At 66.1% G+C, this 17,960-nt stretch carries 14 protein-coding genes; 1 reads left to right on the top strand and 13 read right to left on the bottom strand.

Features of this window, described 5'->3' with window-relative positions:
* The 4 genes from VN706_24735 to VN706_24720 all read right to left on the bottom strand — a co-directional run.
* On the bottom strand, positions 1-715 hold a 715-nt coding region (locus VN706_24735; protein HXT18855.1), incomplete at its 3' end, for an acyclic terpene utilization AtuA family protein.
* Positions 716-852: 137 nt separating this feature from the next.
* Positions 853-2,547, bottom strand: a complete 1,695-nt coding sequence (locus VN706_24730; protein ID HXT18854.1) for an acyl-CoA carboxylase subunit beta — start codon at positions 2,545-2,547, stop codon at positions 853-855.
* On the bottom strand, positions 2,544-2,972 hold the full coding sequence (locus VN706_24725) for a cobalamin B12-binding domain-containing protein (protein ID HXT18853.1): 429 nt from the start codon (positions 2,970-2,972) through the stop codon (positions 2,544-2,546). The genes VN706_24730 and VN706_24725 overlap by 4 nt, the downstream gene beginning before the upstream one ends.
* A gap of 12 nt (positions 2,973-2,984) precedes the next feature.
* On the bottom strand, positions 2,985-3,791 hold the full coding sequence (locus VN706_24720) for a methyltransferase domain-containing protein (GenBank protein ID HXT18852.1): 807 nt from the start codon (positions 3,789-3,791) through the stop codon (positions 2,985-2,987).
* A 140-nt stretch (positions 3,792-3,931) separates the two neighbouring features.
* Here VN706_24720 and VN706_24715 point away from each other — a divergent pair, with 140 nt between their 5' ends.
* Entirely contained in the window at positions 3,932-4,876 is a 945-nt protein-coding gene (locus tag VN706_24715) for an aldo/keto reductase (GenBank protein ID HXT18851.1), read from the top strand.
* A gap of 65 nt (positions 4,877-4,941) precedes the next feature.
* Here the strand turns inward: VN706_24715 and VN706_24710 are convergent, their stop codons facing one another.
* The 9 genes from VN706_24710 to aspS form a co-directional block, all read right to left on the bottom strand.
* Entirely contained in the window at positions 4,942-7,335 is a 2,394-nt protein-coding gene (locus VN706_24710) for a carboxypeptidase-like regulatory domain-containing protein (protein HXT18850.1), read from the bottom strand.
* Between the two features lie 93 nt (positions 7,336-7,428).
* Positions 7,429-9,141 carry a methylmalonyl-CoA mutase family protein gene (locus tag VN706_24705; GenBank protein ID HXT18849.1) on the bottom strand — a complete coding sequence of 571 codons (1,713 nt, stop codon included), beginning with the start codon at positions 9,139-9,141 and terminating at the stop codon, positions 7,429-7,431.
* A 2-nt stretch (positions 9,142-9,143) separates the two neighbouring features.
* On the bottom strand, positions 9,144-10,247 hold the full coding sequence (gene meaB, locus VN706_24700; protein ID HXT18848.1) for a methylmalonyl Co-A mutase-associated GTPase MeaB: 1,104 nt from the start codon (positions 10,245-10,247) through the stop codon (positions 9,144-9,146).
* Between the two features lie 8 nt (positions 10,248-10,255).
* The gene (locus VN706_24695) at positions 10,256-11,221 is read right to left on the bottom strand and encodes a CNNM domain-containing protein (protein ID HXT18847.1); all 966 of its coding nucleotides are present in this window, start codon (positions 11,219-11,221) and stop codon (positions 10,256-10,258) included.
* A complete protein-coding gene (locus tag VN706_24690; protein ID HXT18846.1) occupies positions 11,221-12,480 on the bottom strand; it encodes a hemolysin family protein in 1,260 nt (419 codons plus the stop codon). The genes VN706_24695 and VN706_24690 overlap by 1 nt, the downstream gene beginning before the upstream one ends.
* Entirely contained in the window at positions 12,477-12,932 is a 456-nt protein-coding gene (gene ybeY, locus VN706_24685; protein HXT18845.1) for an rRNA maturation RNase YbeY, read from the bottom strand. Before ybeY ends, VN706_24690 begins: the two co-directional genes overlap by 4 nt.
* Entirely contained in the window at positions 12,929-15,067 is a 2,139-nt protein-coding gene (locus tag VN706_24680) for an HDIG domain-containing protein (protein ID HXT18844.1), read from the bottom strand. Before VN706_24680 ends, ybeY begins: the two co-directional genes overlap by 4 nt.
* 25 nt (positions 15,068-15,092) lie before the next feature.
* Positions 15,093-16,088, bottom strand: coding sequence for a PhoH family protein (locus VN706_24675; GenBank protein HXT18843.1), 996 nt, complete (start codon positions 16,086-16,088; stop codon positions 15,093-15,095).
* Positions 16,085-17,884, bottom strand: a complete 1,800-nt coding sequence (gene aspS / locus VN706_24670) for an aspartate--tRNA ligase (protein ID HXT18842.1) — start codon at positions 17,882-17,884, stop codon at positions 16,085-16,087. Before aspS ends, VN706_24675 begins: the two co-directional genes overlap by 4 nt.
* Positions 17,885-17,960: the final 76 nt, after the last annotated feature.

The raw sequence follows: 17,960 nt of genomic DNA, 5'->3' as shown, positions 1-17,960 counted from the left end.
AGCCGACGTTCGCGAGATCCGGAATGTTCTGCCAATCCACGAGACAGTTGCCGCCCGAACACTGCGCGCCACACTCGATGATGTGCCCCGCCACGATGCCCGCGGCGAGCTTATCCCAGTCTTCGCTGCCCCACGCGAACTCGTGGCGCAGGGGTGCCATCGTCAGCGCGGTATCGGTGCTGCGGCCGGTGATGACGATGTTCGCATCCTTCGCGAGCGCTTCGATGATGGGCGTCGAGCCGATGTAGGCGTTGGCCGACAGCACGCGATCGCGCACGGTGGACAATGGTTCGCCGGTTTCCATGTTCGCGAGCGCGTGCCCCTGCGCGATCAGCTCGTCCAGTCGCGGCAGCAGATCATCGCCAGTGACGACGCCGATGCGGACTTTCTCGGAGACGCCGCGCTTCTGCGCGACCGCTCGGATGGCGGCAGCGCATCCCGGCGGATTCACCCCGCCCGCGTTCGCGATCACCCGCACGCCGCGCTCGGCGACCGCCGGCAACACGCTCTCGATGGCGCCGACGAAATCGCGCGCGTACCCCAGGTTGGGATCGCGCTCCTTCTGCTTTTGCAGAATGCTCATCGTGACTTCGGCGAGGTAGTCGAGCATCAGGTAATCGACGTCGCCGCCTTCGACCTGCCGTCGGGGCGCCTCGAGCCAGTCGCCCCAGAACCCCTGCCCTGACGCGACGCGTACCACTCGTTGCTCGGTCATGTTTGGTATTGTTCGCCGAGAAAGGTCATCGTTCCTCGCTTCGGCGCTCCGCGCCTACGCTCGGAATTCCGTCGAGAAAAGTCATCGTTCCTCGCTTCGGCGCTTCGCGCCTTCGCTCGGAATTCCGCCGAGAAAAATCATGCGTCTTCGAAATGTGCGGGTAAGACGAACGGACCTAGATGCGGTCCTGGATTCTGCATCGAGGCGCGCAACGCCATCGCGAGGACGTCACGCGTGTCTTCGGGGTAGACGATCGCGTCGATGAAGCCGCGCGCACCCGCATATTTCGCATCGAGCTGATGCTCGTAATCCGCGCGCATCTCGGCGATCGACTCCTGCACGTCGGGCGCGAGATCCTTCTTCGCCGAGCGCGCCGCCTCGATCGTCGGGCCGTGCACGGCTTGCACCGCCGACTCGCCTTCCATCACCGCCATGCGTCCCGTCGGCCAGCTGAAGATGAAATCCGGATCGAAGCCCTGGCCGGCCATTGCGTAGTAGCCCGCGCCCGACGCGTGATTCACCGTGAGCACGATCTTCGGCACGCGCGCTGTGGCCATCGCTTCGACGAAGCGCGCGCCGGCGCGAATGATTCCCTCGTGTTCCGCTTCGGACCCCACCATGAAGCCGGAGACGTCCTGCACGAAGAGCAACGGAATCCGCTCGCGATCGCAGCGATCGATGAAGTACGCGACTTTCTCGGCGCTCTCGGTGTACACGATGCCGCCGAACCGCGGCTTCTCTCCCGCTCGCCCCTTGATGAGACCCCGCTGATTCGCGATGACGCCGATCGGCGTGCCGTCGATGCGCGCGTCGCCACAGATCATTTCCTTCGCGAGATGACCCTGAAACTCGTCGAGCCGACCGTCGTCGAGAATCGCTTTCAGCAACTCGTGCATGTCGTAGGACATGCGGTGGTCGGAGGGGAGAAGGTCGTACAACCTATGCGTGTCATCCTGAGGGCTGGAGGCCCGAAGGACCCCATTCATCGAGGACGGGCTCGCCCCGGCGACCGAGGGGTCCTTGCCCTTCGCTTCGCTCAGGGTCAGGATGACCGTGTGGCGCGGGATGACACTGATCAACTCGCGCAACTTCGCGAGACACGCATCGTCGTCATCCACCGCATAGTGCGCGACGCCCGAAACCTCGGTGTGCGTGACCGCGCCGCCGAGTGTTTCGCCGTCGATCGTCTGGCCGGTGGCGCCCTTCACGAGATTCGGCCCACCCAGCCCCATGAACGAGGTGCCCTTGACCATCACGATGAGATCGGACAGCGCGGGCAAGTACGCGCCGCCGGCGATGCACGGCCCCATCACCGCGGCGAGCTGCGGAATGCGCAGATAGCGCCGCATGATGGAATTATAATAAAACAATCGTGATGCACCGTACTGGCCCGGGAAGACGCCGCCCTGATATGGCAGGTTCACGCCCGACGAATCGACCAGATACACGATCGGAATGCGGCAGCGCATGGCGATCTCCTGCGCGCGGAGCATCTTCTTGATCGTCTCCGGCCACCACGAGCCGGCCTTCACCGTCGCGTCGTTCGCGACGATCACGACCTCGCGGCCATGAACGATCCCGATGCCCGTCACCACGCCCGCACCAGGCGCCTGCCCGTCGTACTGATCGTACGCCACGAGCAGGCCGATCTCGAGAAAGCGCGCGCCCTCGTCCGAGAGCCGCGCGATCCGCTCGCGCGCCGTCAGCTTTCCCTGTTTGTGTTGTCGCGCGATCTTGTCCGGTCCGCCGCCTTCACGAAGCTTCGCCTCGAGCGCCCGAACCTCCGCGCTCAGCTCGCGCAGCCGTGTCGTTCCTGTCTTACTCGCCGTCACGCTTCCTGCCCGAGCGTTTCCTCTCGCTCGGAGAACCACTCGCGGATGTACTCGATCAGGTCAGTCGTCGGGGTTCCGGGACCGAACAACTTGCCAATGCCGAGCCCTTGCAACGACTCCATGTCTTCGCGCGGGATGATGCCGCCCCCGGTGATCAGAATGTCGTCGCGCCCTTGCTCGTGCAGCAGCTCGCGCACGCGAGGAAAGAGCGTCATGTGGGCGCCGCTCAGAATCGACAAGCCGACCACGTCGACGTCTTCCTGGACCGCGGCGGTGGCGATCATCTCGGGCGTCTGATGCAGCCCGGTATAAATCACTTCCATGCCGGCATCGCGGAGCGCGGCGGCAACCACTTTCGCGCCGCGATCGTGGCCGTCGAGGCCCGGCTTCGCAACGAGTACTCGAATTGGACGCATGTCTGGCATGACATCAAGAAGCTAGCGGGGCCGCTTGCGCCGGGGCAACGGACGCAGAGGGCTCAAGGGTCGTAATGGTGGTTCCTTCCGCGCGACGACGAGCATCTCGCTCGAGTCGCGACGCAACGGCCGATCGCGCAGGCCGTCATACGTCGCCTCGACGATCAAGCCCGCCTCCGCGAACAGCTCGGCAAGTCGCGTCGGCGTATACAGGCGGATCGCGTGGTCGCGCGATCCGTGACTCCGAGGGCCCGACCACACCGTGTGCACGTGCAACTGACCCGACAATGCATCGAACGAGCGCTCCTGCGCGATCAGCGTTCCGTCCTGCGTCTGCCACCAGTCGCGCTCGAGGAACCGCGCCATCACGCCGTCTCGGCTTCCGCCGTACCACACGACCACGCCGCCTGGTGCAAGCACGCGTGCAAACTCGCTGATCACGCGACGATCGTCGGCGGGATCGGCGAAAAAGCCGAACGATGTAAAGAGATTGAGCACCGCATCGAAGCGTCCGGTCCATTGCGCCGGCAGCGCCCGCATGTCGCCGCGCGTGTAGCGAAGGGTGCGCGCTGTTCCGCGCGCGCGTGCTTTGGCGAGCAGCTCGCGTGAGTAATCCAATCCGTCGACGTCGAAGCCCGCTTCGGCGAACAAATGCGCGTGACGCCCCTGGCCGCACGGGACGTCGAGAATGCGCGCGCCCGACGGCAGGCCAAGCACGTCCATGAGCCGAGCGACCTCGTGTCGGTCGCGCTCGAGCGAAAACAGCGGTTCGTACTCGAGCAGGTATTGCGCGTCGAAGTAGTCGGCCCACCAGTTCGGATTCGCCATGGCGGGAAAGCTACTCGTTGCGGGAATCCATCAGCCGTGTCATCCTGAGGGCGCGCAGCGACCGAAGGACCCCTGTCGCTGCGGCGCGTTCCGCACGGAAAGGGGGTTCTTCGCGGCTGCGCCGCTCAGGATGACACTTTATGTCGCACAACCCCGTCTCACGCCGCGACGCCATCAAGTTCGGACTCGGTGCCGGTGCGCTGCTCTCACTCGGCAAACTGCCGAGGTTCGGCTCCATCGCCGCCCCGGGTGCGTTGATCGAACGCGCGATTCCGTCGAGCGGCGAGAAGTTGCCAGTCGTTGGTATGGGCACCGCGGTGAAGTATGAGAACCCGACGCCCGAGCAACTCGTCGAGCTCACCAACGTACTGCGGCGGTTTCCCGAGCTCGGCGGCAAGGTGCTCGATACGGCGCCGTCCTACGGACGCGCCGAAAGTGTCGTCGGCGAGGCGCTCGCCGAATTGAAGAATCGCGACAAATACTTTCTCGCCACGAAGGTCGGGCGGCCCGCGAGAGATCTCGCGGCGGCGCGGACGATGATCGACGATTCGTTCGCCCACCTGCGGAGCGACCGCATCGATCTATTACAGATCTGGAATGTCGCCATGCCCGACACGCTCGCGCCGCTTCTGCACGAGCTCAAGGACGCGAAGCGTATTCGTTACACGGGCATCACGACGAGCATGAAGCCGTCGTACGGCGCGCTCGAAGACGCCATGAAAAAACACAAGCTCGACTTCGTGCAGATCGACTATGCGGTCGACAACCGCAGCGCCGGCGAACGCATTCTGCCGCTCGCCGCGGAGCTGGGGATGGGCGTCCTCATCAACCTGCCGTTCGGCCGCACGCGTGTGCTGCCGAAAGTTCTTGGCAAACCGGTGCCGGACTGGGCCGCCGAGTTCGACGCCGCGACGTGGCCGCAGATCCTGCTCAAGTACATCGTGTCGAATCCGGCCGTGACGTGCGTCATTCCCGGCACCGACATGGTGCAGTTCGCGGAAGACAACAATGCCGCGGCGCGCGGACGGTTGCCGAGTCCGGAAATGCGAAAGCGGATTGAGAAGTATTTCGACGAGATGGCGTAGGCAACTGACAGAAGTCATTCCTCGACTTCGGCGCTGCGCGCCTCCGCTCGTGATGACTTCCAGGGTTACCCCCTCGTCCACAACAACAACACTCCGCACCCGCTCGTCGACCCCGTCGCGTTGTACTCCGACGGCACCTCCGCCGGCGAGGCGTAGTACTCGGCGGCTGCGAAGTCGGCCGTCATCATGATCTCCAGGTCGGGCGGCTCGACGCCCGCGAAACTCCGCGTGTTCGCCCACATGAGCATGCCGTTCATGTACAGCGACACCGGACACGTACCCGTGAGATGTCCGCCGCTCAAGTACGCCGTGCCGCGTCGCGTTCGGAACATGTGCATGCCGAGTTTCGTCAGCAGCGAATTGAGCGGCCGGCCATTCGCCTTGTCGAATTCATCCGTCAGCATGAAGTGGCCGATGCCCAGCTTTGCGCGATCGAGAATTCCGTTGTTCACCGCGCCGAGACTCTCGACCGTGCTGTTCGTCGATCGCGCCGTCACTTTCACCGCCGCAAGCTCCGTTACCGTTCGCAGCGTGACCGTCACCGGCAGCGTATCCGTCGGCTTGATGTCGACGACGAGTGGGCGCTGCTCGAATCCCGGCTTTCGCACGCGCAGCATGTTCGGACCTTCGGGGAGCGTCGCGAGGCTGAGCGTGCCGTCGGCGGTCGAGCGGCCGATAGTTCGGCCCGTGTTCACGTCGAGAAGCTCGGCATCGGACAGCGGCGCGCCACTCGACGCCAGGACCGTCGCGCGACGCCGTCGAAATGCGGGCAACCCCACCACATCGGCGCGCGCGAGCGTCAGCGTCGGCCGCGCGATGAGCGCTGTCGAATCGAGCGTGATCGTCGCGTACGCACTCACCAACGAATCGCGCGCGGCGCTCACTGTAATCGGAATGTTCTGCGGCGCACCACAGATGGCGAACGTCCCGGTCGAATCGGTGCGTCCGACGAAACGCAGCACACCCCCACTCGCCGATGGACTGGGCCACCGCACGTTGACGGTTGCGTCAGTGGCGGCCGTTGCGCCGACCAGCACGCGGCCGAGCACCAGCGCACGGCCCGTCGCGCCGGCGTCGCTCGCGTGCGCGTCTTCACACAACGATTGAATGTGTTTCACGCGCGACGGCATCGTGATGGCCGCGGCGGTTGGCGCGTCGCGGCGCAAGTCGACCGTCGTCGTCGACGCCGTCGCGAATTCACCGAACGTGGTGTCGATCGCCTCGGCGACGTACGGCCCTGGAAGGATCGACACGATGCGAAACGCACCGGTCGAATCGCTCTGCGTATCGAATGACGTGCCGCGCAGATGCACGTAGACGCCCGCAATGGGATGGCCATCATCGCCCATCACACGCCCGGTCAACGTCGGCAGCGTGTCGCGCCACACGTCGCCTTCGGGCCAACTGGCTTCGGCCACTTCACCGCCAACATCGCGCAATGCGGCAATGCCGGCCGTTGCCGTTGCACGGCCGCCGCGGAAACGAATGTCGGTTCGGGCGAGGACGGGCAAGCGGAGGTTCCATCGCTGCGTCAAGGCGACGCCGCCGGGCATGTCGGCGAAGCTCAGCGATCCACCAGCCGCGGCATCGAGCGCCGCACGTTCGAGATTTCCAGTGAACTTGAACTCGAGCGAACGAAGCTGCCAATGCGAACGATCGAGCCACATCACGCCGTCGATATCGACGAGCGATTTCCTTGACGGCGCCGGCGTGAACGCAAGACCGACCTGCCCCGGATGATCAGCCGCATCGGCGCGCCGCGATAAACAATGCGTCCTGACGAACGAGGAGTCGAGCAGCACGTCGGCGTCGGGCGCGAAGTAGGTGCGATGCTCGCCGGTCGTGTCGCTATTCGCATACCCTTTCGATTCGTACTCAGCCGCCGTGCGTCCGGAGGCGAGCGGCGTCGAAGCCGTGAACACGCTGTCCACGACGAGCTGCTGCTGCACCCGCGCGCCGGTGCGATCCAGCGTGCGATCGTACAACAGGACACGCACGCTCGGCGGATTGGCTTCGCGGGCGACGACGCTCGCGAGAAGCGCGGCGCGCGCCTGCTCCCAGAGCGCAAACGCCTCGGGTCTGTCGTCGCGCGACGGACACATTGATTGGTCATGCACCTGCACCGCCTCGAGCACGGCGGGCACCGTGGTCATGGTGAGGTCGATGGTGACGTGTGCGTTCGCCACGGTCGCGGTAAGCGTCGAATCGATCGGTCTGAAGCCGATGCGAATGGCGTGCAGCCGCGCGGCGCCGCTTCCCGACAGGCGATACTGCCCCTGCGCGTTCGTGATCGTTCGCGCGAGCGTCCGACCATCGGACGCGATCAGCGAAATCACCGCGCCCGGAATGGGCGCACTGGACGCCGCGTCCCGTACGCGGCCGTCGACGCTTTGCCCGTTCGCCGAGCTCGCGAGTCCGAGGAGCGCCGTCGCGCCTACTGTGTATGCAAGTAGTCTCACGTGGCGACGCTACGACGTGCGACAGCGGCGCGCAAGAGTTTTTGCGCGCCGCGGTTGTAAGCGTTGTTGAAGTATCGCGAGAACGACGGAAACCTAAAAGAACACCGGCTCGCGATACGCGCCGAACACGCTCTCGAGCGACGCGCGGATCTCGTACAGCGTGCAATAGCGCCGTGCCGCCTCGAGAATGTGCGGGAACACATTCTCCGAGCCCTCGGCCGCCTGCTTGAGGCGCGCCAGCGCCTCGTCGCACGACTGCTGATTTCGTTCGGCACGCATCGTCGCCATGCGCTCACGCTGCGAACGCTCAGCTTCCGCTCCGACTTTGAGAATCGGAATCGACAGCTCGGGCTCGTCGGTCACGAACTCGTTGACGCCGACGATCGCGCGCCGATGTTGCTCGATCTCCCACTGTTGCCGCGCCGCGGATTCCGCGATCTTGCGCTGGAACCAACCGGTCTCGAGACCGGCCACCACACCGCCCACGCCTTCGATTTCGGCGAAGAGCGACTCGGCTTCGCGCTCGAGCTGGTCGGTCAGCGCTTCGACGTAGTATGAGCCGCCAAGCGGATCGATCACGTTCGGGACGCCGGTCTCATACGCCAGCACTTGCTGCGTACGCAGCGCGACCTGCACGGCTTCTTCCGTTGGCAGCGCGAGCGTTTCGTCCATCGAGTTCGTGTGCAGCGACTGCGTGCCCCCGAGGACCGCGGCGAGTGCCTGGTAGGCGACGCGCACGACGTTGTTCATCGGCTGCTGCGCCGTGAGCGTGACTCCCGCGGTTTGCGAGTGGAAGCGCATGATCCACGAGCGCGGACTCTTCGCGCCATACCGTTCCTTGAGATGGCGCGCCCAGATGCGCCGCGCCGCACGCAGCTTCGCGATCTCCTCGAAGAAGTCGTTGTGGATGTCCCAGAAGAACGAGAGGCGCGGCGCGAAGTCGTCGACGTCGAGCCCGCGCGCGATGCCGCGTTCGACGTACGTGAATCCGTCGGCGAGCGTGAACGCCAGCTCCTGTGCGGCCGTCGAACCGGCTTCGCGAATGTGGTAGCCGGAAATCGAGATCGTGTTCCACAGCGGCGCATGCTTCGCGCCCCACTCGAAGCAATCGACGATCAGACGCAGCGCGGGCTCGATCGGAAAGCACCACGCATGTTGCGCCATGTATTCCTTGAGGATGTCGTTCTGGATCGTTCCCCGGAGCTTCTCCGAGGAGACACCCTGCTTCTCCGCCGCCGCGATGTAGAACGCCCAGAGAATGATCGCCGGGCCGTTGATCGTCATCGACGTGGAGACCTTGTCGAGCGGAATGCCGTCGAACAGCACTTCCATGTCGGCGAGGCTCGAGATCGCGACGCCCGTTTTGCCCACTTCGCCGAGCGAGCGCGGGTGATCCGAGTCGTAGCCCATGAGCGTCGGAAAATCAAACGCCGTCGAGAGCCCGGTCTGTCCGTGCTCGAGCAGAAACTTGAATCGCGCGTTGGTGTCGCTCGCCGAGCCGAAGCCGGCGAACTGGCGCATCGTCCACAGCTTGCCGCGGTAACCGGTCGGGTGAATGCCGCGCGTGAACGGATACATGCCCGGCACGCCGAGATTCTCGGCGCTCTGCGGGTCGGTGTCGAGCGCGGTGTACAGCGGCTCGACTTCCTTCTCGGAGTTCGTGAACGCGATCTGGCGCAGCTCGCCTTTGTCGTAGCGACGGCGCCAGTCGGCGACTTCAGCACGCAACCGCTCCAGCTCCGCGCGTTCGTCGTCGTGGTCGCCCGGATCGTTCGTCTGCTGTGCGAATTCTCGCGTCGAGGTCATGATTACGTAGTCCGCGTGAGAAGATTCCCGCTCCGCGCCAACAGCGCGTCGGCGACGTCGAACGGATTCGTCGCCCCCGCCTCCAATGCCGGAAGCTGCGCGTCGAGCCATTCGGTCGTGCCGTGATCATGCCACAATCGGCGGCGTACCCGCTGTTCAACGACGTCCACCACGCGCTCGCGCAACCGGGCGCGACGGCGGCGGCTCAGCATGCCGCTTCTCTCAAGATATCCGAAGTGCGCGTCGAGCGCGTCCACGACCTCGCTGATCCCCTCGGCTTTCTGCGCGACGGTGCGCAACACCGGCGGCGTCCAGTGATCGGCGTCGCGTTCCTTCGACGCGGCGCGGGCGGCGCGCCCGGGGTTCATCGCGAACTGTTCTTCCTTCGTCATGGCGCGGCCGAGGTCGACGCCGTGGTGCGCGGGCACGTGCTTGAGCGTGTTGCCGTCGCGCAGCCCGAGCATCAGCTCGAGCTCGTTGCGCAGCCGGTCGGCGCCGGGGCGATCCGCCTTGTTGACGACGAACACGTCGGCGATCTCCATCAGGCCCGCCTTCAGCGTCTGAATGGAGTCGCCGGATTCGGGAACGAGCACGACGACGCTCGTGTCGGCCGTGCGCGCGATGTCCAACTCGCTCTGCCCCACGCCGACGGTCTCAATTAGTATCCGATCGATACCAAATGCGTCGAACACGTCCGCCACCTCGCGCGTCGCCGCGGCCAGGCCGCCGAGCGAGCCGCGCGTTGCCATCGAGCGGATGAAGACGCCGGGATCGAGCGCCACCGACTCCATGCGAATGCGATCGCCGAGCAGCGCGCCGCCGGTGAACGGTGACGTCGGATCGACCGCGACCACGCCCACCGAGAGATCCGCCGCGCGATACGCCTGCACCAGATGCGACGTCAGCGTGCTTTTTCCTGCTCCCGGCGGCCCCGTGATCCCTATCCGCCGCGCGCGGCCGATGCGCGCCTGCATGCGCGCGAGCAGGCGATCGAATCCCGGTCGATGATTTTCGACGATGCTCACGGCGCGCGCGAGCGCCGCTTTGTGGCCGGCGTCGAAGTCGGAGAGGAGCTTCGCTTCGCGATCCATCGTCGCGCCACTCATTGCCGCGGTCACTTGCTCACGCGTGGCGGCTCGGGCTCGTCGTGCTCGTCGCGAATGTCCCCAACGAGCTCCTCGAGCAAATCCTCGAGCGTCACGAGTCCCACGGTGCGGCCACCGTCCTGCACGATCGCGATATGCAGTCGTTCACGAAGCATGCGGAAGAGTAGCTCGTTGCAGGGAGCGGTGGGAGTCGAGAAGGCGACCGGGCGCAGCGTCTTCGGCATGTCGCCTTCCGCCTTGATGACGTCGAAGGCGTGGACCATCCCGACGATCTGGTCGAGCGTGCCGTGATAGATCGGCACGCGGCTCCAGCGCGACTGCGCGATCTGCGACGCGAGCGTGTGCGGATCGACGCCGTCGGGCAGCGCGAAGATCTCCGAGCGCGGCGTCATCACTTCGCGCACGTCCTTCTCGCTGAACTCCACGACGCCGCTGATGATCGCGATCTCCTGATGCTCGCCGATCCCTTCCAGCTCGCCTTCGCGTAAGAGATCTTGAATGGGATCGCGATCGGCCAGCGGGCGCTGTTCTGGCCGCTCCGTGACGAAGATGCGGGCGATGGCGCGCCCGACGGCGATCACCGGCACCGTCGCGACGTCCATCAACCGCAGCAGCGGCAGGGCCAACGGCGCGACCGCCGCGGGCCACCGGCGGGCGATGGCGCGAGGAACGATCTGGCCGACGACGATGACGAATCCCGCGAACGCGAACGCCGCCCAGATCACGCCGATGCCGCGCCCCGACACGCCGATGATCATGCCCGAGATGAGCAGCACCATCGCGACGCCGATGTTGGCGGCGGTGAGCAGTCGATGCGGCCGCTCGAGATACGCCACCGCCGCCGCCGCGCCGCGCAGCTGCCGCTCGGCCCAATGACGCAGCCAGATGCGGCTTACCGAACGCACGGCCATGCCGCCTGCCGTGAGCCACGCGACCGCGATCAGTAGCACGATGAGGGGAAGGCTGAGCTTCATCAGCCGCGCTCCTCGTCATCGCCGCCCTTCGCGCCCTTTTCGGCCGGCAGCAGGCGCTCGAAGTACACCCGCTCGATGCGCCGCCGACGCACCCGTTCGACGACGATGCGAAAGCCCGTGAACGTCATCGACTCGCCGGCGCGCGGCACGCGGCCAAACATCGAGTAGACGAGACCGCCCACGGTCGTGACGTCCTCGAGGTCGAACTCCCAGTTCAATCGCTCGCGCAAGTCGTCGAGCGGGACGCGACCCGAAACCCAGTAGCACCGGTTTCCTTCCTGCTGGATCTCGGGCTCCTCGACGTCATATTCATCGCGAATCTCGCCGACGATCTCCTCGAGAATGTCTTCGATGGTGATCAGCCCGGCCGTGCCGCCGTATTCATCGCTCACGATGGCGATGTGCGTGCGCGTCGCCTGAAACTCGCGAAGCTGCGTGTCGATGCGTTTCGAGATCGGGATGAACGCCGGTGGACGCGCGAGCGAGAGCCACCCTGCTTCGGGCTCTTCGTCGGTGATGATCGACGGCAGCACGTCCTTCGCGTAGAGAATGCCGGTGACTTCGTCGAGCGTTTCATGAAACACCGGAAAGCGCGCGTGTTCCGAGCTCCGAATGCGATCGAGCACCTCGGACCACGGCGTCACGTCGTCGATGCCGACGATGTCCACGCGCGGAACCATGATTTCCTGCACTTCGGTTTCGCCGAGCGAGAAGACGCCGTGAATCAACTCTTCTTCGGCCGAAGAGACGTCCGCTTCCGCGGCCACGACTTCGCGAAACTGCTCGGTCGACGCTTCGCGTTCGGCCTCTCGTTCGCTCTCCGGAATGATCACCGCGAGCGCACGCTCGAGCGCGGCTCCGAGTGCGACCGCGGGTCGCAGCAGCCACCCGACGGTTCGCGTGACGCCCATCAGCCGCGCGTGAATCGACATGGGGTCGGCGTGCCCGATGGCGCGCGCCACACCCTCGCACAGCGTGCAGACGACGAGCGTTACCACCGCGATCGCGAGCACGCGCGACCACATGCCGAACGTCTCGAGCGCCAACGCTTGCGCGAACGCGGCGCCGGCAACGATGTACGCCAGCACGCGGGCCATCGAGAGCGCGCGATGCCGGCGCTCGCGCTCGATCACCACGGCGGAATCGAGCGCACTCGATTCCGCCGCGTGAAACGCCAGCAACGCGCTGTCCGCCGTCGCGAAGAGCGTTGCCGCTCCCGCCGCGACGATCCCGAGGATCCAGGCCGAGAGCTCGCTCATCGCGCGACGCGGCCCCGTGCTGCCAGCCTGCGCACGACGCGCTCCTGACGCCGCCACATCTCCGATCTCTCGCGATCGTCGGACTCGGGATGATCGTAGCCCAGCACGTGCAGCGTCCCATGCACCACGAGCCGAACGAGCTCCTCGCGCGGCGAGACCCCACGCTCTTTCGCATTCGCGCGAGCAATATCGGGACAGATGTAGATGTCGCCGATCACCGGGTCGCGCGGTGTCGCACGCGCGAAACCGAACGAGATCACGTCGGTCGCTCCCGCGTGATCCAGATGCCGGCGATTCATGCGCGCGATGCCCGCGCGATCGAGCAGCGTGACCGACAGCAGCGCGTTTCCAATCCGCTCGGCACGCAGTGCCGCACGCGCCGCGTCGGCAAGGCCCACGCGGCCCACCGACGTGCGAATGCCATTCGTGGTGACGTCGACGTCGAGACTCATGCGGACGCGAACTCGGAACCGACGCCGCCGGCCGCGGCCGGGTAGTCGATGCGGTTGTGATACATGCCAACGAGCACGCGAACGAAGACGTCCTTGATCATCTCCAGCTGCCGCAGCGTCAGCGGTGCGTCGGCAAGTTGCCCATCGTCGACACGCTGGCGAACGATGTGCTCGACGACGTCGCGAATGCGTGCGGGCGTGGGCTCGTGGAGCACGCGTGCCGCGGCTTCGATGCCGTCGGCGAGCATCACCACCGCGGTTTCCGCGCTTTTCGGGCGCGGCCCCGGATAGACGAATTCGTCGGACGCGGTCGCCGCGTCGTCGCGTCGCGCCTTGTCGAGGAAGTACGTGATGGTGCCGGTGCCGTGATGCTCGGTGATGAACGCGCGCAATGCGCGCGGCAGCTTGTGTTCGGCGGCGAGCTCGAGGCCCTGGTGCACGTGATCGCGTATGATGCGCGCGCTCGCACCGGGTTGCAGCGCATCGTGGGGATTGCGCCCCTTCGCTTGATTCTCGACGAAGAATTGCGGTTTCGCGATCTTTCCAATGTCGTGATAATATGCGCCAACGCGCGCCAGGAGCGCGTTCGCGCCGATCGCGCGACAGGCCGCTTCGGCGAGATTCGCGATCGCGATCGTATGCGCGTAGGTCCCGGGTGCCTCGAGGCTCAAGCGCTGCATGAGGGGCCGGTTGAGGTCCGACCATTCGAGCAGCGTGAGATCGGTCTCGATGCCGGTGAACGCCTCGGCCATGGGCAGCAGCATCACGCCGATCAGCACGCACGCAAACGCGTTGAGGATGCCGAATCCCGCCGAGACGAGGATGTCGCGCGACGGCAGGTCGAGCGTCAAGCCGATCGCCGTCGCGGTGACGATGTATGCGGCGCCGATGGCCATCATCCAGCGATACGACTGATTGCGGCGGCTGATCTCGCCGACCGCGAACGCGGCGACCACGCCTCCGACGAGATTGATGAAGAGCGCGTTGGTGCCGCGATACACACTCTGGCCGGCGACGAGCGTCGCGAGCACCGTGGCCGTCACCATGCTGACCCGGCGATCGAACAACGCGCTCAGAATCACCGCGGCGAGTGCGACCGGCACGAGCTCGGGATGAATCGGACGGAGATGGGCCACGATGGCGCCGCCGGCAATCACGAGCGCGGAGCAGCCCGCGACCGTGAGCAGCCTGCGAAAGTTCGCATAGACGCCGGGCCGAAACACGACGAGCGTCAGTCCGATCAGCGCGATGAGCACGAAGTCGAACAGCACCGCCCCGACGATGCGCCGTCCGCTGCGCGTCGATCCGCGATACGCGTCGGATGCGTCGCGCAGGGCGCGCAACTTTTCGTTCTGTTCGCGACCCACGACTTCGTTCGCGCCGATGATCTTCTCGCCGGCGAGGACGTCGTACTGGGCGGTCGGAACGGAGCGGCGCGCCTCATCCCGGCGCATCTCCGTCGTCGCGTGATCCGGAACGATGGTGGGATGGAAAAACGTGGCCAGCAATCGTGTATAGACCGAATCGCCGGTTGCCGACCCCGGGTCCGGGTGCAGCAGGCGCGCGCGGCTCACGAGCATGTTGAACGTCGTGATGCTGTCGCTCGGCACCCGCCGATCTTCGTTGCCGACGCGAACGACGACTTCGCCGCGCAGGGAGTCGAGCGCGCCGCTCTGTGCGACGCCGGCGCTGAGCCAGCGATCGAACACGCGGCCCAGCGAGAGCAGCAGCGCCTTGCGGCGCGTTTCGTTCGCGAGATACGTGGCTTCGCCGCTGCTCAGCCGAATACCCCAGCTTTGCGCGGCGCGCTGGACCGCCGTCGCCGCGTACGGCGGCGGGGTGTGCGCGGCGGACGCGATGGCCGAGGCGAACGCCTCGAGCGACTGCCGAGCGCTGTCGAGCGCCGCGGGGACGTAAAGAAATACCGGTTCGACCGACCGCACCGCCGCGTCCTGCTCCGTGCGCAACTGCGCCGGGGTCTTTAGAACTCTGTAACGAAACGGGGCGATGACGTTGTCCGCGGCGACGGAACCAACCTCGTACACCGGCAAGTCGATCGCCGGGGACGCCGGAAATAACGCGTACGTGAGGACGGCAAGCGCGACGGCGACGGCGATTCGCGCCGCGTGAAACATGGCCGGACGCCGCCGCGCCGCGTCGCTACTCCCCGGCGTCGGCAGCGTAGGCGCGGACGATGTCGCGGACCAGCCGATGGCGGACCACGTCGACCTCGGTGAAATAGTGAAACCCGATGCCGTCGATGCCGGGCAGAATGCGCTCGACCTGGAGCAGGCCGGAGTCTTCGCGCTTCGGGAGGTCGACCTGCGTCTTGTCGCCGGTGATGACCATTTTCGAATTCACGCCCAGACGCGTGAGCAGCATCTTCATCTGCATCGCGGTGGCGTTCTGTGCTTCATCCACGATCACGAATGCGTCGCCCAACGTGCGGCCGCGCATGAACGCGAGGGGCGCCACTTCGATCACGCGCTGCTCGAGCGCGCGCTGCACGCGCTCGAACGGCATCATCTCGTCGAGCGCATCGTACAGCGGGCGGAGATACGGATCGACCTTCGCCTGCATGTCGCCCGGAAGAAAGCCCAGGCTCTCCCCGGCTTCGACCGCCGGCCGCGCGAGCACGATGCGCCGCACGCGCTTTCGCGTCAGCGCGTCGACCGCGGCCGCCACCGCGAGGTAGGTCTTGCCCGTGCCCGCGGGCCCGATGCCGACGACGATGTCGTTTTCCTGAATCTTCTTCAGATACTCGGCCTGGCCCGGCGTCTTGGGCTGAATGACTTTGCGAACGCCCGGCAGCGCGATGCGCGGCCCGGCTCCGTTGCCACCGGCGCCGTTGCCGCCCGCTTCATCGCCGTCGTCGTCTTCATCGATGCCGCCGTCGACGATGTCGCCCATGCGCAGCACATCGTCCGGCGTGAGGTCGCGGCGCTGGCGCGCCGCGTCGATCATCCGACTCGCGATGTGCGACGCGCGATCGACGAAATCACGCGTCCCTGTGATGGTCAGCGTATCGCCGCGCAGGGTGACGCGCACGCCTCCCAGGCGGGACAACTCGATCAGATTGGCGTCGTTCACGCCGGCCAGCGTGAGTGGGTCGGCCCCTTCCGCGGAGATTCGCTGCGTGACGGTATCGTCACTCACGTCGCTTCACCTGATTTCTCTACAGTCACGCTGATGTGCAAGTCGTTGAGGTCGTCCGAGGGCACGACCGACGGCGCACCCTCGAACAATGCGCGGGCCGCGGTGGTCTTGGGAAACGCGATGACGTCCCGTAGCGAGCCGGCGTTCGCCAGCTGCATGGCGATGCGGTCGAATCCGAACGCGATGCCGCCGTGCGGCGGCGCTCCGGCGCGCAGTCCCTCGAGCAGGAAGCCGAATCGTGCCTGCGCCGTCGCCTCGTCGATGCCGAGCAGACTGAAGACCCGGGCCTGGACGTTCGGATCGCTGATACGAATGCTGCCGCCGCCGAGCTCCGTGCCGTTGCACACACAGTCGTACGCCTGCGCGCGCACGCGGTCGGGCGCGCTCTCGAGCAGGTGCGCGTCCTCCGGATTCGGCGACGTGAATGGATGATGCACCGGGCTGAGCGCGCCCGTAGTCGGATCCTTTTCGAGCATGGGAAAGTCGACGACCCACAGAAAGCGTGACTCGTTCGCCGGCACGAGATTCAATCTCCGCGCCACGTTCTGGCGGACACGGTCGAGCGACGCGCTCGAGACGCGATCGGAGCCGGCCACGAAGAGTACCAGGTCGCCGTCGGCGAGCCCCAGGCGCGCCGACGCATCCTCGCCCAGAAACTTCGCCGCCGGTCCCTCGAGGGCGCCGTTCGCGAACTTGAGCCGCAGCAAGCCCATAGCGCCGCCCTTTTTCGCGTCGGCCTCGATCTCGTCGACTTGCTTGCGCGAGAGCGTCGCGCCGCCGGGCACACGCAGCCCGCGCACGCGGCCGCCCGCCTCGAGCGCCGAGCGCGTGATGCCGAAGTCGGCGCCGCGGAAGACGTCGCTCGCATCGAACAACTCCAATTCGTACCGCGTGTCCGGGCGATCGGAGCCGTAGCGCTCCATCGCTTCCGCGTACGTCATCCGCGGGAACGTGTCGGGCGCGTCCTGCCCCGCCTCGCGCCAGAGCGCGGCGATGAGGCCTTCGCTCAGCCGGATGATGTCCTCCTGCGCGATGAACGACGCCTCGATGTCGATCTGCGTGAACTCGGGTTGCCGGTCCTGACGCAGATCCTCGTCGCGGAAGCAACGCGCGATCTGGAAGTAGCGGTCGAACCCCGACACCATGAGTAATTGCTTATAGAGCTGCGGCGACTGCGGCAACGCGTAGAACTCGCCGGCGTGTACGCGGCTTGGAACGAGGTAGTCGCGCGCGCCCTCGGGCGTGGGCTTGGTGAGAATCGGTGTTTCGATCTCGAAGAACCCGTGCTCGCTCAGATATCGGCGCGTCACCTGCATCAAGCGATGGCGCAGGATGATGTTCTCTTGCAGCTCGGGCCGGCGCAGATCGAGAAAGCGGTGCCGAAGACGCAGTTCCTCCGCGGCGAGATTCTCGTTGCGCGCGCGTGCGACGGGAATCGCGGGCGGCGTGGCCGGACCAACCACACGAAGACCCGTGGCGCGCACCTCGATCTCGCCGGTCGCGAGCTCGGGATTGCGCATGGCTTGCGGACGCGCGACGACTTCGCCGTCAACGAGCACGACCGTCTCGGGACCGAGCGCCGCCGCCGCGCTCACCACGCCGGCGTCCGCGGTGCGCGGATCGAACGAGACCTGCACGATACCGGCCCGGTCTCGCAGGTCCACGAACGCGAGGCCGCCCAGATCGCGGGCGCGATGCACCCAACCCCCGAGGCGAACAGTCTTACCGACGTCGGTCGTGCGGAGCGCGCCGCACAGATGGGTGCGAAGGGCCGTGGCGAGATGGTCCGTGTGCATCAAGGAATGGTACGTATGCAAGGGGCGCGATGGTAGTGATTCGGGTTGACCCTCGGCGTTGAATACAATAAGCTCA

It is taken from the genome of Gemmatimonadaceae bacterium, from assembly GCA_035606695.1.
GTDB lineage: Bacteria > Gemmatimonadota > Gemmatimonadetes > Gemmatimonadales > Gemmatimonadaceae > JAQBQB01.
The sequence above is the reverse complement of the archived record's forward strand: the minus strand, read 5'-3'. Positions and strand labels throughout refer to the sequence as shown.